The sequence below is a fragment of the Loktanella sp. F6476L genome, assembly GCF_023015725.1.
Classification (GTDB): domain Bacteria; phylum Pseudomonadota; class Alphaproteobacteria; order Rhodobacterales; family Rhodobacteraceae; genus Yoonia.
The window spans coordinates 11,836-33,749 of the sequence record NZ_JALKAR010000015.1 but is presented as its reverse complement, the minus strand read 5'-3'; the positions used below and the strand labels follow the sequence as shown (position 1 = coordinate 33,749).

Here is a 21,914-nt window from a genome sequence, read left to right as displayed (position 1 = left end):
GATGTCTCGTATTGGTAAAAAAGCGGTTGAACTGGCATCCGGCGTTTCTGCGTCCGTATCCGGTCAAACCATCGAAGTGAAAGGCCCGAAAGGGACCCGCAGCTTTAAAGCATCAGACGACGTGACAATCACAGTAGACGGCCAGTCCGTTTCCGTTGAACCACGTGGTAAATCCAAGCGCGCGCGTCAGCAGTGGGGCATGACCCGCACAATGATCGCGAACTTGGCCACCGGCGTTACCGAAGGTTTCAAGAAAGAACTTGAAATCAACGGTGTTGGTTACCGTGCACAGATGCAGGGCAAAACCCTGAAACTGGCGCTTGGTTACTCACACGACGTCAACTTTGAAGTGCCCGATGGGATCACAGTCACAGCTGCAAAGCCGACTGAGATCACTGTGGAAGGTATCGACCAACAGCTTGTAGGTCAGGTCGCGGCGAACATCCGCGCTTGGCGTAAGCCCGAGCCATATAAAGGCAAGGGTATCAAGTACAAGGACGAGTACATCTTCCGCAAAGAAGGCAAGAAGAAGTAAGGACGGTAACAATGGCAAATTCAAAAAGAACTCTGTTCTTGAAGCGCCGCTTGCGCGTTCGGAACAAGCTGCGGAAAGTTACTGCCAACCAGGGTCGCCCTCGGTTGTCTGTGCACCGCTCCAACAAAAACATCAGCGTCCAGCTGATCGACGATGTAAACGGCGTTACAATCGCGTCCGCTTCTTCGCTCGAAAAGGACCTGGGTTTTTACGGCAAGAACAACATCGAAGCAGCTCAAAAAGTGGGCGCGGCTATTGCCGAGCGTGCTAAAAAAGCTGGTGTTGAAGTTGCATTCTTCGATCGTGGTGGTTTCCTCTTCCACGGTAAGATCAAGGCACTGGCAGACGCTGCCCGTGAAGGCGGTCTGAAGATCTAAACGAACAGTAGGCGGCTTGGACAGCGTTCAGGCCGCCTCGATAATCGGGGACGCATCACGCGTCACTGCGATTGAGATTAATAGGCGCAAAGCGCGCTACCTGAATAAGGACTGCATTCATGGCAGAACGTGAAAACAACCGGGGCGGCAACCGTCGCAACCGTGAAGAACAAGCACCAGAGTTTGCTGACCGTCTGGTCGCAATCAACCGTGTTTCCAAAACTGTTAAGGGTGGTAAGCGCTTTGGCTTCGCCGCACTCGTAGTTGTTGGCGACCAAAAAGGCCGCGTCGGCTTTGGTAAGGGTAAAGCGAAGGAAGTTCCTGAAGCGATCCGCAAAGCCACTGAGCAAGCGAAGCGTCAGATGATCCGCGTAGCGCTCAAAGACGGCCGCACATTGCACCACGACACAAACGGTCGCCACGGCGCTGGTAAAGTTGTGATGCGGACAGCCCCAGTTGGTACTGGTATTATTGCTGGTGGTCCAATGCGTGCTGTGTTCGAAATGCTGGGTGTTCAGGACGTTGTGTCCAAGTCCATCGGCTCTGCGAACCCATACAACATGATCCGCGCTACAATTAACGGCCTGAAGTCCGAGCAATCCCCACGCAACGTCGCACAGCGTCGTGGCAAAAAGGTTGCCGACATCCTGCCAAAGCGTGATGACGCACCAGCGGCTGAAGCTGCTGCAACTGAGGAGGCCTAAACCATGGCTAAAACAATCGTTGTAAAACAGATTGGTTCTCCAATCCGTCGTCCCGCCAAACAGCGCGCAACGCTGATCGGCCTGGGTCTGAACAAAATGAACCGTACCAAAGAACTGGAAGACACACCTTCCGTACGCGGCATGGTGAATAAGATCTCTCACATGGTTGAGATCATCGAAGAAAAAGGCTGAGCCTCACTTCGAACGCAGGGGAAACCCTGCACCGACATTCAGGACGCCTCGCAGAAAACTGCGGGGCGTTTTTGGGTTGAGTAGGGGGAGGGGGCACGCGTGATATCAGTGCCATTTACGGGGGCGCAACGATCGCCATTGGCTTGTGTCGCGAATGCTGCCCCCCCAATTTCGCAGCCAATAACAGCCATGAGCCCAGACTTAAGTTTTTCTGCAAAGCAGTTAATGGCGGCTTTAGGTGGAATCGCTGTAGAAATCTTGGAACTTGATGAGTGCCGTTGGTCGCGTTTCGACATATCGCAGGAATCGAACCCTAAACTTTCCCGACTTCGCTTTCTTGGGTAGTCTGCTGAGCCAATGGCTATTCAACTCAGTGCTGTCGGGTGATCGCTTCAATAGTGTTCTCGCGGTCGGGAACGGTGTCGTTGCAAAAACTTCGCAGTATGCATCCAACTCTGCGGGGAGCCAAAAAGCCAAAGAAATGTCATCAATTTCTATAACAAGTTGCGCCCATTTGGTTCGACCACTCTTCACTTCCGCTTCAATTTTCTGCCTGAAATCTGTCGAAGAGGCTTTGCTAAGATAGATGTTTTCGCCATCAACGCGGCGCAGCTTGCTCTCCGGTTGCTCAGGATGAACCACGCGTGACCCAAGTTTGGTCGCGTCGTTGCCGTCGAAGTAGCTAATGGACATGTTCTTCATCACTTTAATGAATTACCATCAGCGGCGCTGATCAACAACTTTAGAAAATTGATTTGAGACATTGAGGTCTTTGCCGTGAACGGCAGTAAAGTCCGCTTTGCGGTAATTCGGCGTAGGACCATAAGGTCCGCTTTGGACAACAGGCAACGGGTTGCGATATACATTAGCGCTTGAAAATTGCTAAAGCGGAGGGCGTTCCAGCGTTATGGCGCGCCCGGTCATTTTGGGCGGTTACGCGTCGACACGGCGGTGCACGCATTGTGCACGGGTTGTGCACGTGAATCACAGGCTGATTTTTCGGAATTTGGGTGCGCTTATGCCGGCAGCAGCATGCCGTCTGATTGCTTGCGGCGACGTCCGAATAGCCCCAATCCCAACAGGACCGACCCAAGCAAAAGCACAGATGCTGGCACCGGTACAGGGGCTGGGACTGCGTTGGATGTTGTGAATTCACCGATCGCTGTTTGGCCCACGATGTCGTTCGCGCTATCCGCAGGGAAGAACAAGGAACCAGCGCCGGGGGCGTTGACGAATTCGGCGTAGAGGCCGGGCGTCAGGTTCCATGTCGCGGACCCTGTAAACGCCTGTGTGCCATCAGTAAAACTGACGGTCCCGCCGTTTACGAACGACCAGATGTTCAGGCCGGTGTCGCCGTTATAGCTCCATAGGTTCGCCGAACCGTCGGATGTCTGGTTGGTCGAGCTAAAATTGCCTGATGTGTTGTTGATCCCGAACCCTGTGTTTCCGTCCGCAAAGAAATTCGGAAGGTAGATACCTACGCCGTCCGATCCGGACACAGTTGCGTTGGCAAGGCCCGGTTCGGCGACGACAGTGATCTGGTTTGCAATGCTCAGGTCGATGGACAGCAACGTTGCTGCAGCAGACACGCTCGGTGAAAGCACTAAGGCCGCGATTAGCGATGAAACTAGCTTTGCCATGACAGTCTCCAACATCAAGACACAACCGTCCCAAGAACACGTGACGATCTTCGTTGGGGTCTGTGTTAGAAGAGACCTGCGACAATTGTTGGGCTGAAAAGTGTCAATACTGCCAAATTGCCGAAAAATATACGTTATTTCTTGTCATTTCCGCTGGCAGCGTTCCACTGGGGGTAGGGGAACGCTGCTCAATTGATTGTGTTTAGGTCGCTGTTTTACGGCCGCGGCCGCCGGGCGGATGCATCACAAACAGCGTCGGGATCTTCCGAAGCGCAGCCCACTTCAGCCTTGAGACACGACAGGATCGCATTCGTTCCAGCAGCACCTGCGTGGTAATGATATACGCCGTTTTCGTCCGAATGGCCGTTGCAGGCGTCGAGCCCCTCCGGCTCAGACCCGTCAGATAGCAAGTGAGTATAGATCGCATGGCCATCCATCGCGATCCCGACCTGTGCTGCATCTTTTCCGTCGGCTGCAGGTTGATCAAGACAGTCCGTCACAGCGTGATAATGATAGCCTACATGGGTATTCACGTGCCCGCCGCAGTCGTCAAAGGGCGCAACTGTGTAGGCGGACAGAATGGCATCCACAGGGGCAGGGCCATCAAGACGCACACCATTGTGCGCAAGGCCCGAACCCGCTGTATTGGTCTGCACGGTTTGCGCGCTGAGCTGCGGTTCTAAAGGAATGATGTAAGTCATGCTCGCGTCGCCATCCATGTATTCGGGCAGGCACTGAACGCAGAAATTGTTGTACTCTGGATCAACATCCGGACGGGCGGCTGCTTCGCAAGAAGCTTGTGTGTCCGTGACGTTCACTTCGCCTGTTGCCTCATTGAAAAGTTGCCAATTCTCATCGCCATATAGCGTCGATAGTTCCGTGATGAATGTGCCGTCGACGTCCAACACCTCGCCTTCGTTCAGCCAGATGCCGCCTGCACTGGCATCGTCATTAATCGACGTGGGGCACCAAGGGCCGGGCGTGTAATCCTGCGGCTCGGCCTTAACTGTGATCGAAAAGCAGCTTGTCTGGGTGCCGCCCGACAAGGTGCAATCCACGACCTTCGGCTCATTCAAGACCACAGCATTTTCGAAGAAATGTTCAATCTCATGCAAGCGATCATCGGTTGTGTCTGCCGAGGCTGAAGTCGCTATCAGCATTGCGGCGGCAAGGTAGGGGAGAGTTTTCATGAGAAATCCGATCATCACTTGGCTGGGTAAATCGTTTGGGCATATCCTGTTCTACGTTGGCGTTTCCCGTTTCCGTCGCCGTAATTTCAATATTGTAAAAAGATTTGAGCCGCGTTCATGTCGTACGGGTTTCCTTCTGCTTTCACGTACTGTGAATTTTTGATTTACCCGCCCACTTGATCCATGCAGCGCACCCGTCTATACGCCCCCAGTCGGGTTCCCGAATCCGATCTATTTGAAACGCCGTGTGCCCCATTTCCGTCGCTGGACGGGGTCCTCCGGCAAAAGGAGAAGCGACAATGTTTAAGTTGAACGAACTGTCCGACAACCCGGGCGCAACATCACGCAAAAAACGCATCGGCCGTGGTCCAGGTTCTGGCAAAGGTAAGATGGGTGGCCGTGGTATTAAAGGTCAGAAATCCCGTTCCGGTGTAGCCATCAAAGGCTTCGAAGGCGGTCAGATGCCGATCTACCAACGTCTTCCAAAGCGTGGCTTTAACAACATCAATGCCAAGACATACGCAGTTGTGAACCTTGGTCTGATCCAGAAATTCATCGACGCTGGCAAAATCGACGTCAAAGCGGACATCACCGAAGATGCGCTGATCGCATCCGGTCTGGTACGTCGCAAAAAGGACGGTATCCGCGTTCTGGCCAAAGGTGAATTCACCGCAAAAGCCAACATCGCTGTTCACGGCGCATCAAAAGGTGCGGTTGAAGCAGTTGAAAAGGTGGGCGGAAAGCTCACAACAACTGCCCCTGCGAAAGTAGCGGCTGAGTAAGACCTTGTGAGCGGCCAATTGGTCGCTTACATACCAAACTCAAGTTTTCCCAAACGCCGCCACTCGGGAAACCGTGGCGGCGTTTTTCATGAGAAGAGACCCATATGGCATCCGCAGCAGAGCAAATGGCATCCAACATGAGCTGGGGGGCGTTCGGCAAAGCAACTGAGTTGCGCCAGCGTATCCTGTTCACACTTGGCCTTTTGATCGTTTACCGTCTTGGCACATTCATTCCGGTTCCCGGTATTGATGGTGCTGCCCTTCGTTCCTTTATGGAGGACGCCCAAGCCGGTATCGGTGGCATCCTGTCGATGTTCACCGGTGGTGCGCTGTCCCGCATGGGTATTTTTGCCCTCGGGATCATGCCGTACATCTCTGCATCCATTGTGATTCAGTTGCTGTCCACAATGTATGAGCCGCTGAAAAACCTCAAAAAAGAGGGTGAGCAGGGGCGTCGCAAGATTAACCAATACACGCGTTACCTGACCGTGATCGTGGCGACAGCACAGGCCTTTGGTCTTGCCGCGTCGCTCGAGGCTGGTGGGCTTGCGTCCAATCCGGGCCTGTTCTTCCAAGCGTCGTGCATCATTACGATTGTTGGCGGGACGATGTTCCTGATGTGGCTGGGTGAGCAAATCACCGCACGTGGCATCGGTAATGGTATTTCCTTGATCATCTTCGTCGGCATCATTGCCGAGGTTCCAGCAGCGCTTGCGCAGTTCCTGTCACAAGGCCGGTCCGGTGCGATCAGCCCTGTTGTGATCGTCGGTGTTATCCTGATGGTGATCGCGGTTCTGACGTTTGTTGTGTTCATGGAACGCAGCCTGCGTAAAATTCACATCCAGTACCCGCGCCAACAGCGCGGTATGAAGGTCTACGATAGCTCGTCTTCTCACTTGCCGATCAAAGTGAACCCTGCAGGCGTTATGCCAGCGATCTTTGCATCCGCATTGCTGTTGCTGCCTACAACGATCAGCACGTTCTCTGGCGGATCAACGAACCCAGTGATGTCGACCATTCTGGCCTACTTTGGCCCCGGTCAGCCGCTTTACCTGATCTTCTTCTCAGCGATGATCATCTTCTTCACGTATTTCTACACCAAGGAAGTTGCGTTCAAGACGGAAGAAGTTGCCGAGAACTTGAAGAACCAAAACGGTTTTGTCCCCGGTATTCGTCCCGGTAAAAAGACCGCTGATTACCTAGATTACGTTGTGAACCGTATTCTGGTTCTGGGTTCCGGTTACCTTGCTTTGGTTGCCCTGATGCCAGAGATCATTCGTTCGCAACTGTCCATCCCGTTCTACTTTGGCGGCACGTCGATCTTGATCATTGTGTCTGTTGGTATGGACACGATCCAGCAAATCCAGTCGCACCTTCTTGCACATCAGTACGAAGGTCTGATTGAAAAATCGCAACTCCGTGGTAAACGCGGTGGAGCAAAACGTAAGGGACCGTCACGCCGATGAATATTATTCTGCTTGGACCGCCAGGAGCGGGCAAAGGAACACAAGCCTCCATCTTGGTCAAAGAGCGGAATATGGTTCAACTCAGCACCGGTGACATGCTGCGCGCAGCAAAGACATCGGGCACCGAGATGGGCAAAAAGGTTGCTGCCGTTATGGACGCTGGCAACCTTGTGACGGACGAGATCGTGATTGGTTTGATTCGCGAACAGCTGGAAGTTCAGAAAGACGCGAACGGTTTTATCTTTGATGGCTTCCCACGGACATTGGCACAGGCCGATGCGCTGGGTGAACTGCTGGCAGAGATGGACGAGGCGCTGGATCACGTGATCGAGCTGGAAGTAAACGAAGATGTGCTTGTGCAGCGTATCCTTGGTCGTGCGGCGGAAGCCGTGGCTGCGGGTGGTACCGCCCGTGCAGACGACAACGAAGAAAGCCTGAAGATCCGCCTGATGGCCTACTACAAGCAGACTTCACCGCTGATCGGGTATTACTATGCCAAGGGTGATTTGAAGTCTGTCGATGGGCTGGCGTCAATGGAAGACGTGGCTGGAAGCATCAAGGCAGCGCTTGCGACCTAATAGGTTGGTGGTGACCGTTGCGATTTTGTGCTGGCTTGCACATTCTGCGTTGGTCCGCGGTGGAGTAATCGCTCCGCTAGCAGTGCTTTGGTAGGCTGTGAGGCCGAAAAGTCGCGGATGCGTCTATTGTCTCAAGTCACGTTTGAATAGTGCGTCTATGACCACTTGACCCCCTACCGAAACACTCCTAAACACCCCCATCTCTTATGAGAATCATTTTGCGAGAAATGGGTCGCACCCGATGATCGCAAGCTACCTCGATATGACGCAGCCCGGCGCCTTTAGGTCCGGGCTTCCGTTGTGAAAAAAGGGTCTGGAACCACGGACCCGCAACGTAAAGGAAATGCACGTGGCACGTATTGCTGGCGTAAACATCCCTACAGGAAAGCGCGTTCCAATCGCACTGACCTACATCACCGGAATCGGCTCTACTACAGCTGTTCAGATCTGCGACGCGATCGGTATCGATCACACACGTCGTGTGAACGAACTGTCTGACGCAGAAGTCTTGAAAGTCCGTGAATACATCGACGAAAACCTGACTGTTGAAGGCGACCTGCGCCGCGAAGTTCAGATGAACGTGAAGCGTCTGATGGACCTCGGTTGCTACCGTGGCCTGCGTCACCGTCGTAACCTTCCTGTGCGCGGTCAGCGTACATCTACAAACGCGCGTACTCGCAAAGGCCCTGCAAAGGCCATTGCTGGTAAGAAGAAATAAGGGAGGGCTGATATCATGGCACGCGAAGCTAAACGCACCAAGAAGAAGGTCTCCAAGAACATCGCCGCTGGCGTTGCTCACGTGAACTCTTCGTTCAACAACACAAAAATCCTGATCTCCGACGTACAGGGCAACGCCATTTCATGGTCGTCCGCTGGTACAATGGGCTTTAAAGGCTCACGGAAGTCCACACCTTACGCGGCTCAGATGGCTGCTGAAGATGCGGGCAAAAAAGCACAAGACCACGGTGTGAAAACACTGGAAGTTGAAGTGCAAGGTCCAGGTTCTGGCCGTGAGTCCGCATTGCGCGCTCTGGCTGCTATCGGTTTCAACATCACATCTATCCGTGACGTGACACCAATGGCACACAACGGCTGCCGCCCACCAAAGCGCCGCCGCGTCTAAGCGAATTACCCGTGATGGGGCTGTGCATTTGCACGGCCCCATTCCGTCATTTTGAAACCTCGGGCGTTTGCCTTTTGATCATGAAAGGCAGACTGGAATGGAGGGACACATGATCCACAAGAACTGGGCTGAATTAATCAAGCCAACACAGCTGGAAGTGAAGCCGGGTAATGACCCAGCACGCCAAGCCACTGTAATTGCCGAACCGCTTGAGCGCGGTTTTGGTCTGACACTGGGCAACGCCCTGCGTCGTATTCTGATGTCATCCCTTCAAGGTGCTGCCATCACTGCCGTACAGATCGACAACGTTCTGCACGAGTTTAGCTCTGTGTCCGGTGTACGTGAAGACGTAACTGACATCGTGCTTAACCTCAAAGGTGTGGCGATCCGTATGGACGTCGAAGGCCCTAAGCGTTTGTCAGTACAAGCCAAAGGTCCAGGTGTTGTCACTGCTGGTGACATCTCTGAAACCAACGGCATCGAAGTGCTGAACAAAGATCACATCATCTGTCACCTCGACGATGGCGCTGATCTGTACATGGAACTGACCGTGAATACCGGTAAGGGCTATGTTGCAGCTGAGAAGAACAAGCCGGAAGACGCGCCAATCGGCATGATCTCTATCGACGCGATCTATTCGCCGGTAAAGAAAGTGTCATATGACGTGCAGCCTACCCGTGAAGGTCAGGTTCTGGACTATGATAAACTGACGATGAAGGTTGAGACTGATGGGTCTTTGACACCTGACGATGCTGTCGCTTACGCGGCCCGCATTCTGCAGGACCAGCTGTCCATCTTCGTCAACTTCGACGAGCCTGAATCAGCACAAGCTGGTGCAGACGATGACGGTCTTGAGTTCAACCCGCTGCTTCTTAAGAAGGTTGACGAGTTGGAACTGTCTGTTCGTTCTGCGAACTGCCTGAAGAACGACAACATCGTTTACATCGGTGATCTGATCCAGAAAACCGAAGCTGAAATGCTGCGCACACCAAACTTCGGTCGGAAATCTTTGAATGAGATCAAAGAAGTCCTGTCCGGCATGGGGCTGCACCTCGGCATGGACGTTGAGGATTGGCCACCAGACAACATCGAAGATCTTGCGAAGAAATTCGAAGATCAGTTCTAAGATATTGGGCGGGTTTTCGGACCCGCCCTTTCACGACAATGCCGGCAATGACCGGGAAAATATGGGCAATCACGCCCCAACAGAGTGGGGGACACGCATCCCTTGCCGTACAAAGCATAAAGCACTTTAGGAGACTGACATGCGCCACGGACATGGTTACCGTAAACTGAACCGTACACACGAGCACCGCAAAGCGATGTTCGCAAACATGGCTGGTTCTTTGATCGAGCACGAGCAGATCAAAACAACACTGCCAAAAGCTAAAGAATTGAAGCGCGTGATCGAAAAGCTCGTCACGCTCGCAAAGCGCGGCGACCTGCACGCACGTCGTCAGGCAAACGCACAGCTGAAGCAAGAAATGCACACAGCACGTTTGTTCGAAATCCTCGGCCCACGCTACAAAGACCGCCAAGGTGGTTACGTGCGTGTGATGAAAGCGGGCTTCCGCTACGGTGACATGGCGCCAATGGCGATCATCGAATTCGTAGACCGCGACGTTGATGCAAAAGGCGCAGCTGACAAGGCACGTCTGGCAGAGTCCGACGCAGAGTAAGCCAATTGGCTAAGTATTCGGAAAAGCCCCGTGCATCCCGCGCGGGGCTTTTTCTTTGTCTCCTTTAAGTTTAGCGCATAGGTTCCCGTTATGGCTGATCTTTTTGAAACATCTGCGGCGACACCCGCTGCTGGACCCCGCCCATTGGCAGATAGGCTACGCCCGCAGTCGTTGGGCGACGTCATCGGACAGGAACAGGTGCTTGGGCCTGATGCGCCTTTGGGGATCATGTTGTCGTCGGGATCGTTATCTTCCCTAATTTTCTGGGGCCCGCCTGGCGTTGGGAAAACGACGATCGCGCGGTTGCTCGCGAACGAATCCGATCTGCATTTTGTCCAGATCTCCGCGATTTTTACTGGTGTGCCTGAACTGCGCAAAGTCTTTGAGGCTGCGAAAATCAGACGCCAGAACGGGAAGGGCACCTTGTTGTTCGTGGACGAAATCCACCGTTTCAACAAAGCACAGCAGGACGGGTTTCTGCCCTACATGGAAGACGGCACCATCCTATTGGTGGGGGCCACAACCGAGAACCCGTCGTTTGAATTGAACGCCGCGGTACTATCGCGCAGTCAGGTGCTGATCCTGTCGCGGCTGACCGAGGATGACCTTGAACGTTTGGCGCAGCGCGCAGAACGCGAGCTGGATCGAAAGCTGCCGCTTGATGCACAGGCACGCGCCGCTTTGATCGAAATGGCCGATGGCGACGGGCGCGGGTTGCTGAACCTGATCGAACAGATCGCCGCGTGGAAGGTTGATGCGCCGCTGACGGCCGATGATTTGTCGAAGCGTTTGATGAAACGTGCGGCCAAATACGATAAAACAGGTGATGAGCATTACAATTTGATCAGCGCCTTGCATAAATCGGTGCGTGGCTCTGACCCTGATGCCGCTCTCTATTGGTTTGCACGGATGTTAGCGGGGGGCGAAGACCCGCGATATCTGGCCCGCCGCATCACGCGCATGGCTGTAGAAGATATCGCACTGGCCGATCCGCAGGCGCACCGCGTTTGTCTGGATGCATGGGAAACCTATGAACGGCTGGGGTCGCCTGAGGGGGAATTGGCTTTGGCGGGTGCCGTAACCTATGTCGCGCTCGCCCCGAAATCGAACGCGGTTTACGTCGCCTATAAGGCCGCGATGAATGCCGCGAAGAAACACGGGTCCGAACCGCCCCCCGCGCATATTCTGAACGCCCCAACGACGTTGATGAAAGAGCAGGGGTTCGGCGCGGGCTATGCCTATGATCACGACGCAGAAGACGGGTTCAGTGGTCAGAACTATTTCCCCGAGACAATGAAGCGCGGCGAATACTATGCGCCGGTTGATCGTGGCTTTGAACGTGATCTCAAGAAGCGTGTCGACTATTTCGCGGGACTGCGCGCGAAGAGGGCGAAGTCATGACAGTTGTATCCGTCGCCCTAGGTGGCGCAATCGGGGCGGTGTTGCGGTATTGGGTGGGGCTGGCTGTCGCTTTCCCGCTCGGGACGCTGACCGTCAATGTCGTGGGATCGCTGATCATTGGAATCGTCTGGGCCTACGTCAATGCAAAGGGCCTGCACGCGTGGTTGCCGTTCATTATGACTGGGTTATTGGGCGGTTTTACCACGTTTAGTGCGTTTTCCTTGGATACGGTGCGTCTGATCGAGGCGGGAAGGCTGGCGGCGGCTGGTGGATATGTTATGGCGTCCGTTCTGTTATCGCTGGCGGCCTGTGTCGTCGGCCATTGGATGATTAGGGGCACGCTATGAGCGGCGTACAAACACGGGTCGTGGGACCAGACGAAGGTGATCAACGCGTTGACCGTTATTTGCGGCGCTTGTTTCCGCATGTGACCCAAGGCCGGATCGAAAAGATGTGCCGAAAAGGCGAGGTCCGCGTTGACGGTGGCCGTGTGAAGTCGAATTCACGCGTTGAAGTTGGCCAGAAAGTTCGTATTCCCCCATTGCCGACCGAAGAAGAAGCTGCAGCAGCGGCGCGACTGAACAAGCACGGTGTGACCAAGGCCGATGCGAAGCTGATCCAGTCCTGCGTGATTTATCGCGACGCCGATATGATCGTGATCAACAAACCTGCTGGCCTTGCCACGCAAGGTGGCACGAACACGACGCGCCACGTCGACGGCCTGTCGGAAGCGTTGATGTATGATTACGACGAAAAGCCGCGTTTGGTGCATCGTCTTGATAAGGATACGTCGGGCGTGCTGGTTTTGGCCCGCACCCGTATGGCCGCGCGTGCTTTGACCGAAAACATGAAGCATCGCGAAACCCGCAAGATTTACTGGGCGGCGATCGCCGGTGTGCCGCATCCACGTGCCGCGACCATCAAATACGGCTTGATGAAAGCGGGCGGCGGACGTGGTGGCGAAAACGAAAAGATGGTGTGTATTCACCCCGGTGAAGTTGCAAAGACCGAAGGCGCGAAACGTGCCACGTCTGACTACGCCGTCATGGATACGCTTGCCTCGCGTGCGTCATGGTGCGCCTTGGTGCCGATTACGGGGCGGACGCATCAGTTGCGCGCCCATATGGCCGAGATTGGCCACCCGATTGTCGGTGATGGCAAATACGGCGGGTCCGAGCAGGAAAATCTTGGCGATGGCTGGGGCGCGGGCATGGGCAGCGAAATCGGCCGCAAGATGCATTTGCATGCGCGTAGCTTGAAGATTGAACATCCGACGACCGGTGCGGTCATGGATTTCATCGCGCCACTTCCAGAACATATGCAAAAGACGTGGGATTTTGTCGGGTGGAAAGTCAGCCACGCCCCCGCTGATCCGTTTAATATGCCAGATGCCTGAACCGCGGCTTGTCATCTTTGACGTCGATGGCACCTTGGTCGATAGCCAAGAGATGATCGTCGCGGCCTTCACGCATGCCTATGGTGGACTTGATCTTGCGCCACCGCCCCGCGATCAAATGTTGCGGTTCGTCGGGCGGTCGCTTGAGTTGATTTTTCCGGAATTGTCGCCTGAACTCGACGCGCCGCTGCACGACAAACTAACGCAAGGCTACCGTGACGCGTATTTCCATCTGCGCAAGACGCGCGGCAGCAATGCGACCTCGCCATTGTATCCAGGGGCGATGCGGGCGCTTGAAACGCTGCGGGCGCAGGATTGGACGTTGCTTGCGGTTGCGACAGGGAAATCCAAGCGCGGTCTTGATAAGCTGATCGAAGGATACGGGCTTGAGGGCTATTTTCTTAGCCAACAAGTGGCCGACTTTCATCCGTCAAAACCACATCCCGCGATGGTGCAGGCTTGCCTGAACGAAACAGGCGTTGCCGCTGATCGCACCGTCATGATCGGTGACACGACCTTTGATATCGACATGGGTCGTGCCGCCGGCGTGAAAACAATTGGTGTTTCTTGGGGGTATCATCCGGTTGAGACCTTGCAAGCCGACACCATCATCCACAGCTTTGATGCGCTTCATAGCGCGATAGACGATCTAATAGGACTTGAGACATGAGCGACTGGGCCGCGAAACGCTTTTGGAAGACAACAGCAGCCGTTGAATGTGACGGCGGCTATGCGATTGAACTGGACGGGCGTCCTGTCAAAACACCTGCAAAGGTGGCGTTGGTTGTGCCAACCGCTGATATGGCGGCGGCGGTGGCGTCCGAATGGGACGCGCAGGTTGATTTGATTGATCCTACGACGATGCCTGTGACGCGCGGTGCGAACGCGGCAATCGATAAGGTGTCCGTCCAAAGGACCGAAGTGGTCGAAATGCTGGCAGCCTACGGTGACAGTGATTTGCTGTGTTACCGCGCGGCGGGCCCTGCGGAATTGATTGCGCGCCAAGCGGATCATTGGGATCCATTGTTGCAGTGGGCAAAGGGACGGTTTGATGCCGACCTGAAAAGCGCTGAGGGCGTTATGCATGTCCCACAGGACGGTGGTGCGCTGACGCGTCTGAAAGCAGAGCTGGATGCGATGACGCATTTCCAGATCGCGGCTGCCCACGATTTGATCAGCTTGTCGGGGTCGCTTGTCATCGCACTGGCGGTGATCGATGGTCATTTAAGCGAAGAAGACGGGTGGGCTGTGTCGCGCGTCGATGAAGAATGGCAGTTTGAACAATGGGGTGACGACGACGATGCGCGTGCGCTCGAATCTGTTAAACGCCAAGCTTTTTTTGATGCTGCTAATTTCTACAAAATGGCCCGGACCTAGCGTCACCTCTCGTTAGACGGGTGTGCGAAAGCCGTCGTTTGAGGCGTTTGCGTATTTTGATAGCAAATTTGTCTGAGAATCCCTTGACGATTCCCGATGATTCCTCCCACTCTAGGGCAGTTAAAGGCGGGGTGTCCCGTCTGGAGCTTCATAACTATCCCTGAAGGGATGGAACAAAACCGCCCGAACGGGAGTAAGGGCGGAAACTCAGGAAGAGGTAACAATGAAAAAAACCGTATTTCTCGGCGCACTCACGGTCGCTGGTCTGGCTGCAGCATCTGCATCCGCGGCAACACTGGATGACGTCAAAGAGCGCGGCAAACTGAACTGTGGTGTGACCACAGGTCTTGTCGGTTTTGCGGCACCTGATGCGAACGGCGAATGGGCTGGCTTTGACGTTGCAGTCTGCCGCGCAGTTGCAGCTGCAGTTCTTGGCGACCCGACTGCCGTTGAATTCGTTCCTACAACTGGTCAGACACGCTTCACAGCGCTGGCGTCCGGCGAAATCGACATGCTGGCACGTAACACCACATGGACATTCTCACGCGACACAGACCTCAAGTTTGATTTCGTAGGTGTGAACTACTACGATGGCCAAGGCTTCTTGATCCCGAAAGAGCTGGGCGTTGCCTCTGCTAAGGATCTGGACGGCGCGACTGTATGTATCCAAACTGGTACAACAACAGAGCTGAACCTTGCTGACTTCTTCCGCGTCAACAACATCTCTTATGAGCCTGTGCCGATTGAAACAAACGCAGAAGGCCAGCAGCAGTACCTTGCCGGTGCTTGCGACGTCTACACAACTGACGCATCCGGTCTTGCTTCGACACGTGCGACATTTGAAAACCCAGACGATCACGTTCTGATGCCAGAAATCATCTCCAAAGAGCCACTTGGCCCGCTGGTACGTCACGGTGATTCCGAATGGGGCGACATCGTACGCTGGACACTGAACGCACTGATCACAGCTGAAGAGCTGGGCGTGTCTTCATCTAACCTTGCTGAGCTGTCCGCAGCTGCAACTGACAACCCAGAAGTTAACCGTTTGCTCGGTACTGAAGGTGAGTTGGGCGCGATGATCGGCCTTGACGCTGGTTGGGCTGCTGCCGCTATCGGCGCAGAAGGCAACTACGGCGAGATCTTCGAGAAGAACATCGGTGAGAACACACCAATTGGTCTTGCTCGTGGTCTGAACGCACAGTGGACCGAAGGCGGCCTGCTGTATTCACCACCATTCCGCTAAATCCGGAATACGAAGGGCCCGGCATAACGTCCGGGCCCTTCGGCTTTAAGATTTAAGACGACATTACAAAAACAGCATCTCGCGCCTTGATAGATCCACATAAGTGGACATGAGGCGATAAAAATAACGAGACGCCCGGGAGATCATCATGTCCGTCATGACCGACCCGCCGAAACCTGCGTTTCGGCCCAGTCAGCTTATTTACGACACCCGCTACCGTTCCATCACGATCCAAGTTGTTGCCCTTGCGCTTATTGGCGCGGGTCTTTGGTGGTTGGTGAATAATACGATCAGTAACCTCAATGCCCTTGGCAAAGACTTTGACTTTGGCTTCTTAGGTCAATCAGCCGGTTACGACATTAACCAGATGCTGATCGAATACACCAACCAAGATACACATGGCCGCGCAGCGTTTGTGGGTATTCTGAACACGCTTTTGGTTGCCTTTTTGGGCTGTGTAACAGCGTTGGTTCTTGGGGTTCTGGCCGGTGTCGCCCGTCTATCGAAAAACTGGGTGATCAGTTTCTTGATGGCCGTTTACGTCGAAGGATTCCGCAACGTACCATTGTTGTTGTGGATCATTCTGATTTTCGCGGTTGTCACCGAAGCGACCCCGCAACCGCGTGATTTCCGTGGCGACACACCCGAAGCCAGCATGCTGTTGGGCGATAGTGTCGCGATCACGAACCGCGGCACGTATATCCCAGCAATTGGTTTTACACGGTCGCTGAGTGGTAACGAAGCTGTCGCGCCGCAGGAAGGTCTGGCCCCTGTGGCATCCGGCGGTATCGACTGGATCTTGGTTCTGGGCACATTGGCTGCAAGCATCATCGCAATTCGCTTTGTGAATGCCCGTGCCAACCGTATTCAGGAACAGCATGGTGATCGCCCAAATACAACTTGGACCAACCTCGCTATCTTCTTTGTGCCAATCGGGATTGTTTTCCTAATCCTTGGTGCAACGATCGTGAAGCCGTACCTGAAAGGGTTCAACTTTACGGATGGTGTCCACCTTCGGAACTCTTTGATCGCGCTTTGGATTGCGCTGTCGCTGTATACGGGTGCGTTTATCGCTGAAACGGTACGTGCGGGTATTCTGTCTGTGTCCAAAGGTCAGTCCGAGGCCGCATTTGCGTTGGGCATGCAGCCCGGTCGCACGATGAGCCTTGTGATCTTGCCGCAAGCTTTGCGCGTGATCATTCCGCCGCTGATTTCGCAGTTCCTGAACTTGACCAAAAACTCGTCACTGGCGATTGCGGTGGGGTACATGGATGTGCGTGCAACTTTGGGCGGGATCACGATTTCCCAAACAGGGCGCGAATTGGAAGGCATGCTGATGCTGGGTGGGTTCTACCTAATCCTGTCGCTGCTGATTTCCACTGCGATGAACATCTACAACAACTCAACTAAACTGAAGGAGCGGTAGGATGTCTGATACACACGCACAAACCGTCTCTTATGTCCGCGACACGATGTTGCCAGAATCGTCGCCTCCTACGACTGAAGTGGGGGCCGTGAAGTGGCTGCGCGAGAACCTGTTCTCAAGCATCACCAACACGGTTCTGACGCTCCTGTCGATCTTTGTGATCTACTGGATCCTGTCCCATGTCGGGCCTTGGATGTTGGGTGGTATCTGGAATGCCGGATCCCTGTCCGAATGTCGCGAGATCCGCGACGCGACTGTGGGATCCGATCACGGCGTTGCCTGTTGGGCGGTGCTAAGTGATCGTTGGCACCAATTGCTGTTCGGCTATTACCCAAGCGAATTGTACTGGCGTCCGATCCTTGCCTTGATCCTTTTCTTGGGCGGACTGGCACCTGTTCTGTTCGACAAAGTGCCGCGCAAGATGTTCATCCTTTCAGCGGTCGCACCATTCTTGTGCTTCTGGCTGTTGTGGGGCGGGTCCATCTGGTTGCCGATCTCTATCGCTTTGGGTTTCGTCGTAGGCTACGTCGTTTACGGACCCCTCACCAAAACGTTCGGATCATTGGCTGGGATCATCGGAGCCATCGTACTGCCGTTGCTTTACTGGTTGTTCCTGTCAGGTTCGGTCTACGCGGGGCTTGATAGCGTTTTGCCAATTGGGATCGAATTTGTCGAATCTCGTGCGTTTGGTGGTTTCATGCTATCCGTGGTCATCGGCCTGTCAGCGATCGTGTTGTCGTTGCCGCTGGGCATTCTGTTGGCGCTTGGCCGTCAGTCGGACCTGTTCATCATCAAGACATCCGCCGTGGTGTTCATTGAGGTGATCCGGGGTGTGCCACTGATCGTGTGGTTGTTCACAGCCCAGTTGCTGTTGAACTACTTCCTGCCACCGGGGACCAATTTTGACCTGACGCTTCGAGTGATCATCATGGTGACCCTGTTCTCTGCCGCTTACATCGCGGAAGTTGTACGGGGTGGTTTGGCGGCTTTGCCGAAAGGTCAGTACGAAGGTGCCGATAGTTTGGGCCTGTCTTACTGGCAATCGATGCAGCTGATCGTCCTGCCGCAGGCTTTGAAAATCTCGATCCCGGGTATCGTGAACACCTTTATCGGGTTGTTCAAAGATACGACACTTGTGGTCTTTATCGGCCTGTTTGACCCGCTTGGGATTGCCTCTGCGATCCGCGCCAGCACTGACTGGAACGGTATCTACTGGGAGCTCTTCATCTTTATTGGCGCTATGTTCTTCATCTTTTGCTTTAGCATGGGCCGTTACTCACTCTACCTGGAGAAAAAACTCCAGCGTGAAAACCGATAGGAGGGTTTGGATATGTCAGACCTCGCAACTGATCGCGCAATTGATCGTTCCAACATGCAGGTGTCCGATGAGGTCGCCATTGAAATCAACGGGATGAACAAGTGGTACGGCACATTTCACGTGCTGCGCGACATTAACCTGACCGTGAACCGTGGCGAACGGATCGTGATTTGTGGACCTTCCGGGTCCGGTAAATCCACATTGATCCGCTGTATCAACCGTCTGGAAGAGCACCAGAAGGGCCAGATTATCGTCGATGGGACAGAGCTGTCTTCAGACCTGAAGAACATCGACAAAATCCGGTCCGAAGTTGGTATGTGTTTCCAGCACTTCAACTTGTTCCCGCACCTGACGATCCTTGAGAACTGCACGCTGGCCCCGATTTGGGTGCGTAAAACGCCCAAGAAGGAAGCCGAAGAAATCGCGATGCACTACCTTGAGAAGGTGAAAATCCCTGATCAGGCGCTCAAATATCCGGGCCAGTTGTCCGGTGGTCAGCAGCAGCGTGTGGCGATTGCCCGTTCGCTTTGCATGAAGCCACGGATCATGTTGTTCGACGAACCGACATCCGCGCTTGACCCTGAGATGATCAAGGAAGTGCTCGATACGATGATCGAGCTGGCCGAAGAAGGCATGACCATGCTTTGCGTGACGCACGAGATGGGCTTTGCTCGTCAGGTGGCCAACCGCGTGATTTTCATGGACCAAGGTCAGGTCGTTGAACAGAACGAACCTGAAGAGTTCTTTAACAACCCGCAATCCGAGCGGACACAGTTGTTCTTGAGCCAGATTTTGGGCCACTAAGCTTTCAGCTTAGGCCGTTCTACATAGATAAACGAAAGGGCCACGCGGTTGCGTGGCCCTTTTGTGTTACAGGTCCCGTGGAACAATAAAGCCCACTGCGTTGCCCTTACCGGGCTTCAGCCAATCTTCATCAGCAAATTCAATAACCGTGGTCGCGCAGGTCGGGTAATCGTCGAACCGGTGATGATTGGGTGCGTAGGTCACAAAGCGCCGCGCCGCCATGCCGATTCCGGGGTTGTGTCCGACGATTGCGATGGTCTGGGCATCTACCGTGATTGCAACTTCTTGGATCGTCTCCGGTGCGGCGTGGTACAGCATGCCTATCTCTTTCGTCGCGACAGTCTCAACTAGCCCGCGTTTCACCATGTTTGTTGTTTGCAGTGCCCGCGTCGCGTCAGAGGTCAAGATCAGGTCTGGCACATAACTCTGCGCCTTCAGCCATCCACCAATGGCTTCCGCCGCCTTTTGCCCTCTGTCCGTGAGCGTACGCGCATGGTCGTCTGCATAGATGTTATCCCATCCTGATTTGGCGTGACGGATGAGGATAAGTCGTTTTGTCATAGGAATGCTTTCATATGGTGTGTTGCTTGGGCGGGCATCCGATTGCCTTGTCCGATAGGGCATGCACGCCGACTGCGACAGCCTTGTGACATACAGTCCGCCCCTTGGGCCATGCGAAGGTGTGATTTGCAGCTGTCGACATCATACCCGTCATGAAAGGCATTCACTGGGCATGCAGGGATGCATGGCTTTTGGGTACAGGTGATGCAGGGGTTCTGACCTTGCGATGGAGCGATAGCGTCATCCAGCAACAGAACACCGCGAAACGACACGAATAGCCCCGCAACATCATGCACCAGAAAGCCAATGGGCGAGGACCAGAAACGCCCGGTACGCAGTGCCCACGTGAAAACGGGTTGAAAGGGTGGTCCACCAAAGGGGAACAGCGCAATTGCGCCGTGTTTTTCAGCAAGATCGCCAATAACCCGCAACGACCATCGGTCTAGCGGGTCCTTCTGTTGATCGTGGTATTCGGCACTTTGCGAAAATATCGGCCAGAACGCAGGTTCTTGGGGCCCGATCAGGACAAGCGTGCCGTCACGTTGCAAGTTGTCCGTTGGTGCCGAGGCGCAGTGCCCAAGCGCTTGCAAGCCATGTGTGGACAGGGCGTCGATCAATTGTTCTGGATAGGTGGGCAGCATTGGGCCAGACTAGCGGCTCACCGACCTCGCGCAATCGTCTTTTGTATTAATCCAGCCGTTGCCAGTTCGGCGGTATTTTCGCGGGTGTACTGTTCGTCGTAAAGCTAAGCGAGTTGCCGGCACAGGTGTACGTTCCATCACCGTTGCCAAACATGCCTGTCGAGGAACTAAATGGAATCTCCATGCGGGTCCCCATGACGTCGGCTGCACCAACGAGGTTATAGTCCGTTGCGGTCGCAGCCCACGATCCACCTTCGGCCTGCATCCCGCCCGCGCTGTAACCGGACACACTGACGTCCATTTCGGGGGCGTTCGGGACTTTGACCCGCAGTGTCATGTTCTGCACTTCGATGCGTACTGATCCGGGTGGGGCGACTTGCATCACGACCTTGCCGCCAACAGGCGTCGCGGCACCTTGCATTTGGGACGCCATGATCTGTGCAAGCTCATCGAGGTCCGCCTGCCATGTGCCAACGACGCAAGGATCGATCGCAGCGTTAGCAAAGCTCGCGAAACAGGAAAAAGCGGTAGCAAGGCGTAGTGTCGACATGTCAGACCTCTTGGCTAGGGTTGTGTTAGGTTACCACAACACGCCTCAATCGCGAAATCTGTTTTATTCGTTGCGTATGATTGATCCGGCGCCATGTTCGGTAAACAGTTCGAGCAGGCTGGCGTTCGGCAATGTGCCATCAAGTATCACGACAGCACGGACACCTTCATCAAGTGCTTTTAGGGCTGTTTCGGTCTTTGGGATCATGCCGCCCGCAATTGCGCCGCTTTTGATCATGTCGCGAACTTGGATCGCAGACAATTGGGTCATCACCTGACCGTTTTCGTCTTTCACACCGGGGACATTCGTGAGCAACAAAAGGCGGTCCGCCTTAAGCGCGGCCGCAATGGCGCCAGCGGCGGTGTCGCCATTGACGTTGAAGGTTTCGGCGCGGCCTGTGCCGGACGCAACAGGTGCAACAACCGGGATGATGCCCGCTGCGTTCAGATCGTGCAGGACCTGCACGTTCATTTGGGACGGTTTGCCAACAAAACCCAATTCAGGATCGTCCGCTTCGGCGACCATCAGGTCGTCGTCTTTGCCAGACAGGCCGACAGCGCGGCCACCTTCGTCCATAATGGCCTGCACGATCCGTTTATTCACGAGTCCGGTCAGGACCATTTCCACGACTTCGACAGTCTTCTGGTCAGTCACGCGTTTGCCGCGCACAAAACTGGATTCGATGCCGAGCTTGTCGAGCATATCGTTGATCATGGGACCACCGCCATGCACCACAACAGGGTTCAACCCGACCTGTTTCATGAGCACGATATCGCGGGCGAATTCGGCCATCGCGTCTTGGTCGCCCATCGCATTGCCGCCGAATTTCACCACAACAATGGCCCCAGCGTAGCGCTGCAAATAGGGCAGGGCTTGGGATAGGGTTTGAGCGGTTCCGATCCAGTCGCGAGTCATGTCTTGGGCCTTCATA

At 54.5% G+C, this 21,914-nt stretch carries 27 protein-coding genes; 20 read left to right on the top strand and 7 right to left on the bottom strand.

Features of this window, described 5'->3' with window-relative positions; all coding sequences use genetic code 11:
• Position 1 precedes the first annotated feature (1 nt).
• The 4 genes from rplF to rpmD all read left to right on the top strand — a co-directional run bounded on the left by rplF (position 2) and on the right by rpmD (position 1,808).
• Positions 2–535 carry a 50S ribosomal protein L6 gene (gene rplF, locus MWU61_RS18205; protein ID WP_247129895.1) on the top strand — a complete coding sequence of 178 codons (534 nt, stop codon included), beginning with the start codon at positions 2–4 and terminating at the stop codon, positions 533–535.
• Between the two features lie 11 nt (positions 536–546).
• Positions 547–912, top strand: coding sequence for a 50S ribosomal protein L18 (gene rplR, locus MWU61_RS18200; RefSeq protein ID WP_247129894.1), 366 nt, complete (start codon positions 547–549; stop codon positions 910–912).
• 119 nt (positions 913–1,031) lie between these two features.
• A complete protein-coding gene (rpsE, locus tag MWU61_RS18195; RefSeq protein WP_247129893.1) occupies positions 1,032–1,616 on the top strand; it encodes a 30S ribosomal protein S5 in 585 nt (194 codons plus the stop codon).
• 3 nt (positions 1,617–1,619) lie between these two features.
• Complete coding sequence (gene rpmD, locus MWU61_RS18190; protein ID WP_247129892.1) at positions 1,620–1,808, top strand: 50S ribosomal protein L30; 189 nt, start codon at positions 1,620–1,622, stop codon at positions 1,806–1,808.
• Positions 1,809–2,042: 234 nt separating this feature from the next.
• Here the strand turns inward: rpmD and MWU61_RS18185 are convergent, their stop codons facing one another.
• The 3 genes from MWU61_RS18185 to MWU61_RS18175 all read right to left on the bottom strand — a co-directional run bounded on the left by MWU61_RS18185 (position 2,043) and on the right by MWU61_RS18175 (position 4,638).
• Positions 2,043–2,501, bottom strand: coding sequence for a hypothetical protein (locus tag MWU61_RS18185; RefSeq protein ID WP_247129891.1), 459 nt, complete (start codon positions 2,499–2,501; stop codon positions 2,043–2,045).
• Positions 2,502–2,824: 323 nt separating this feature from the next.
• Positions 2,825–3,448, bottom strand: coding sequence for a PEP-CTERM sorting domain-containing protein (locus tag MWU61_RS18180; protein ID WP_247129890.1), 624 nt, complete (start codon positions 3,446–3,448; stop codon positions 2,825–2,827).
• Positions 3,449–3,663: 215 nt separating this feature from the next.
• A complete protein-coding gene (locus tag MWU61_RS18175; RefSeq protein WP_247129889.1) occupies positions 3,664–4,638 on the bottom strand; it encodes a YHYH protein in 975 nt (324 codons plus the stop codon).
• A 299-nt stretch (positions 4,639–4,937) separates the two neighbouring features.
• Between MWU61_RS18175 and rplO the strand changes: the two genes are divergently transcribed.
• From rplO to MWU61_RS18095, 16 genes are all read left to right on the top strand, one after another.
• Complete coding sequence (gene rplO / locus MWU61_RS18170; protein WP_247129888.1) at positions 4,938–5,420, top strand: 50S ribosomal protein L15; 483 nt, start codon at positions 4,938–4,940, stop codon at positions 5,418–5,420.
• Positions 5,421–5,524: 104 nt separating this feature from the next.
• Positions 5,525–6,886, top strand: a complete 1,362-nt coding sequence (secY, locus tag MWU61_RS18165; protein ID WP_247129887.1) for a preprotein translocase subunit SecY — start codon at positions 5,525–5,527, stop codon at positions 6,884–6,886.
• On the top strand, positions 6,883–7,464 hold the full coding sequence (locus MWU61_RS18160; protein ID WP_247129886.1) for an adenylate kinase: 582 nt from the start codon (positions 6,883–6,885) through the stop codon (positions 7,462–7,464). Before secY ends, MWU61_RS18160 begins: the two co-directional genes overlap by 4 nt.
• A 349-nt stretch (positions 7,465–7,813) precedes the next feature.
• Positions 7,814–8,182, top strand: coding sequence for a 30S ribosomal protein S13 (gene rpsM, locus MWU61_RS18155; protein WP_247129885.1), 369 nt, complete (start codon positions 7,814–7,816; stop codon positions 8,180–8,182).
• 15 nt (positions 8,183–8,197) lie between these two features.
• Complete coding sequence (rpsK, locus tag MWU61_RS18150; RefSeq protein WP_247129884.1) at positions 8,198–8,587, top strand: 30S ribosomal protein S11; 390 nt, start codon at positions 8,198–8,200, stop codon at positions 8,585–8,587.
• A gap of 109 nt (positions 8,588–8,696) precedes the next feature.
• Positions 8,697–9,713 (top strand): DNA-directed RNA polymerase subunit alpha, encoded by a 1,017-nt coding sequence (locus tag MWU61_RS18145; protein ID WP_247129883.1) that lies wholly within the window; start codon positions 8,697–8,699, stop codon positions 9,711–9,713.
• 139 nt (positions 9,714–9,852) lie between these two features.
• The gene (rplQ, locus tag MWU61_RS18140) at positions 9,853–10,266 is read left to right on the top strand and encodes a 50S ribosomal protein L17 (RefSeq protein ID WP_247129882.1); all 414 of its coding nucleotides are present in this window, start codon (positions 9,853–9,855) and stop codon (positions 10,264–10,266) included.
• Between the two features lie 90 nt (positions 10,267–10,356).
• Positions 10,357–11,667, top strand: coding sequence for a replication-associated recombination protein A (locus MWU61_RS18135; protein WP_247129881.1), 1,311 nt, complete (start codon positions 10,357–10,359; stop codon positions 11,665–11,667).
• Positions 11,664–12,014: a fluoride efflux transporter CrcB gene (gene crcB, locus MWU61_RS18130; protein ID WP_247129880.1), complete on the top strand. Its 351-nt coding sequence runs from the start codon at positions 11,664–11,666 to the stop codon at positions 12,012–12,014. Before MWU61_RS18135 ends, crcB begins: the two co-directional genes overlap by 4 nt.
• A complete protein-coding gene (locus tag MWU61_RS18125) occupies positions 12,011–13,063 on the top strand; it encodes an RluA family pseudouridine synthase (protein ID WP_247129879.1) in 1,053 nt (350 codons plus the stop codon). The genes crcB and MWU61_RS18125 overlap by 4 nt, the downstream gene beginning before the upstream one ends.
• Positions 13,056–13,733, top strand: coding sequence for an HAD-IA family hydrolase (locus MWU61_RS18120; protein WP_247129878.1), 678 nt, complete (start codon positions 13,056–13,058; stop codon positions 13,731–13,733). The genes MWU61_RS18125 and MWU61_RS18120 overlap by 8 nt, the downstream gene beginning before the upstream one ends.
• Positions 13,730–14,440 (top strand): ATP12 family protein, encoded by a 711-nt coding sequence (locus tag MWU61_RS18115; RefSeq protein WP_247129877.1) that lies wholly within the window; start codon positions 13,730–13,732, stop codon positions 14,438–14,440. The genes MWU61_RS18120 and MWU61_RS18115 overlap by 4 nt, the downstream gene beginning before the upstream one ends.
• Before the next feature lie 223 nt (positions 14,441–14,663).
• Positions 14,664–15,683, top strand: coding sequence for an amino acid ABC transporter substrate-binding protein (locus MWU61_RS18110; protein WP_247129876.1), 1,020 nt, complete (start codon positions 14,664–14,666; stop codon positions 15,681–15,683).
• Between the two features lie 148 nt (positions 15,684–15,831).
• On the top strand, positions 15,832–17,109 hold the full coding sequence (locus MWU61_RS18105; RefSeq protein WP_247129875.1) for an ABC transporter permease subunit: 1,278 nt from the start codon (positions 15,832–15,834) through the stop codon (positions 17,107–17,109).
• A gap of 1 nt (position 17,110) precedes the next feature.
• Positions 17,111–18,427, top strand: coding sequence for an amino acid ABC transporter permease (locus MWU61_RS18100; protein ID WP_247129874.1), 1,317 nt, complete (start codon positions 17,111–17,113; stop codon positions 18,425–18,427).
• A gap of 12 nt (positions 18,428–18,439) precedes the next feature.
• Positions 18,440–19,231, top strand: coding sequence for an amino acid ABC transporter ATP-binding protein (locus MWU61_RS18095; RefSeq protein ID WP_281502254.1), 792 nt, complete (start codon positions 18,440–18,442; stop codon positions 19,229–19,231).
• Between the two features lie 66 nt (positions 19,232–19,297).
• Here the strand turns inward: MWU61_RS18095 and MWU61_RS18090 are convergent, their stop codons facing one another.
• From MWU61_RS18090 to argB, 4 genes are all read right to left on the bottom strand, one after another.
• Positions 19,298–19,792, bottom strand: coding sequence for a histidine phosphatase family protein (locus MWU61_RS18090; protein ID WP_247129873.1), 495 nt, complete (start codon positions 19,790–19,792; stop codon positions 19,298–19,300).
• Positions 19,789–20,433 carry a ferredoxin gene (locus tag MWU61_RS18085; RefSeq protein ID WP_247129872.1) on the bottom strand — a complete coding sequence of 215 codons (645 nt, stop codon included), beginning with the start codon at positions 20,431–20,433 and terminating at the stop codon, positions 19,789–19,791. The genes MWU61_RS18090 and MWU61_RS18085 overlap by 4 nt, the downstream gene beginning before the upstream one ends.
• 46 nt (positions 20,434–20,479) lie before the next feature.
• On the bottom strand, positions 20,480–20,983 hold the full coding sequence (locus MWU61_RS18080) for a hypothetical protein (RefSeq protein WP_247129871.1): 504 nt from the start codon (positions 20,981–20,983) through the stop codon (positions 20,480–20,482).
• Between the two features lie 63 nt (positions 20,984–21,046).
• Positions 21,047–21,913 (bottom strand): acetylglutamate kinase, encoded by an 867-nt coding sequence (gene argB, locus MWU61_RS18075; protein ID WP_247129870.1) that lies wholly within the window; start codon positions 21,911–21,913, stop codon positions 21,047–21,049.
• Position 21,914: the final 1 nt, after the last annotated feature.

Excerpts from the sequence above, each read along its gene's own strand:
- rplF (WP_247129895.1), top strand. The coding sequence starts at position 2 with ATGTCTCGTATTGGTAAAAAAGCGGTTGAACTGGCATCCGGCGTTTCT.
- rplR (WP_247129894.1), top strand. The coding sequence starts at position 547 with ATGGCAAATTCAAAAAGAACTCTGTTCTTGAAGCGCCGCTTGCGCGTT.
- rpsE (WP_247129893.1), top strand. The coding sequence starts at position 1,032 with ATGGCAGAACGTGAAAACAACCGGGGCGGCAACCGTCGCAACCGTGAA.
- rpmD (WP_247129892.1), top strand. The coding sequence starts at position 1,620 with ATGGCTAAAACAATCGTTGTAAAACAGATTGGTTCTCCAATCCGTCGT.
- MWU61_RS18185 (WP_247129891.1), bottom strand. The coding sequence starts at position 2,501 with ATGTCCATTAGCTACTTCGACGGCAACGACGCGACCAAACTTGGGTCA.
- MWU61_RS18180 (WP_247129890.1), bottom strand. The coding sequence starts at position 3,448 with ATGGCAAAGCTAGTTTCATCGCTAATCGCGGCCTTAGTGCTTTCACCG.
- MWU61_RS18175 (WP_247129889.1), bottom strand. The coding sequence starts at position 4,638 with ATGAAAACTCTCCCCTACCTTGCCGCCGCAATGCTGATAGCGACTTCA.
- rplO (WP_247129888.1), top strand. The coding sequence starts at position 4,938 with ATGTTTAAGTTGAACGAACTGTCCGACAACCCGGGCGCAACATCACGC.
- secY (WP_247129887.1), top strand. The coding sequence starts at position 5,525 with ATGGCATCCGCAGCAGAGCAAATGGCATCCAACATGAGCTGGGGGGCG.
- MWU61_RS18160 (WP_247129886.1), top strand. The coding sequence starts at position 6,883 with ATGAATATTATTCTGCTTGGACCGCCAGGAGCGGGCAAAGGAACACAA.
- rpsK (WP_247129884.1), top strand. The coding sequence starts at position 8,198 with ATGGCACGCGAAGCTAAACGCACCAAGAAGAAGGTCTCCAAGAACATC.
- MWU61_RS18145 (WP_247129883.1), top strand. The coding sequence starts at position 8,697 with ATGATCCACAAGAACTGGGCTGAATTAATCAAGCCAACACAGCTGGAA.
- rplQ (WP_247129882.1), top strand. The coding sequence starts at position 9,853 with ATGCGCCACGGACATGGTTACCGTAAACTGAACCGTACACACGAGCAC.
- MWU61_RS18135 (WP_247129881.1), top strand. The coding sequence starts at position 10,357 with ATGGCTGATCTTTTTGAAACATCTGCGGCGACACCCGCTGCTGGACCC.
- crcB (WP_247129880.1), top strand. The coding sequence starts at position 11,664 with ATGACAGTTGTATCCGTCGCCCTAGGTGGCGCAATCGGGGCGGTGTTG.
- MWU61_RS18125 (WP_247129879.1), top strand. The coding sequence starts at position 12,011 with ATGAGCGGCGTACAAACACGGGTCGTGGGACCAGACGAAGGTGATCAA.
- MWU61_RS18120 (WP_247129878.1), top strand. The coding sequence starts at position 13,056 with ATGCCTGAACCGCGGCTTGTCATCTTTGACGTCGATGGCACCTTGGTC.
- MWU61_RS18115 (WP_247129877.1), top strand. The coding sequence starts at position 13,730 with ATGAGCGACTGGGCCGCGAAACGCTTTTGGAAGACAACAGCAGCCGTT.
- MWU61_RS18110 (WP_247129876.1), top strand. The coding sequence starts at position 14,664 with ATGAAAAAAACCGTATTTCTCGGCGCACTCACGGTCGCTGGTCTGGCT.
- MWU61_RS18105 (WP_247129875.1), top strand. The coding sequence starts at position 15,832 with ATGTCCGTCATGACCGACCCGCCGAAACCTGCGTTTCGGCCCAGTCAG.
- MWU61_RS18100 (WP_247129874.1), top strand. The coding sequence starts at position 17,111 with ATGTCTGATACACACGCACAAACCGTCTCTTATGTCCGCGACACGATG.
- MWU61_RS18095 (WP_281502254.1), top strand. The coding sequence starts at position 18,440 with ATGTCAGACCTCGCAACTGATCGCGCAATTGATCGTTCCAACATGCAG.
- MWU61_RS18090 (WP_247129873.1), bottom strand. The coding sequence starts at position 19,792 with ATGACAAAACGACTTATCCTCATCCGTCACGCCAAATCAGGATGGGAT.
- MWU61_RS18085 (WP_247129872.1), bottom strand. The coding sequence starts at position 20,433 with ATGCTGCCCACCTATCCAGAACAATTGATCGACGCCCTGTCCACACAT.
- MWU61_RS18080 (WP_247129871.1), bottom strand. The coding sequence starts at position 20,983 with ATGTCGACACTACGCCTTGCTACCGCTTTTTCCTGTTTCGCGAGCTTT.
- argB (WP_247129870.1), bottom strand. The coding sequence starts at position 21,913 with ATGAAGGCCCAAGACATGACTCGCGACTGGATCGGAACCGCTCAAACC.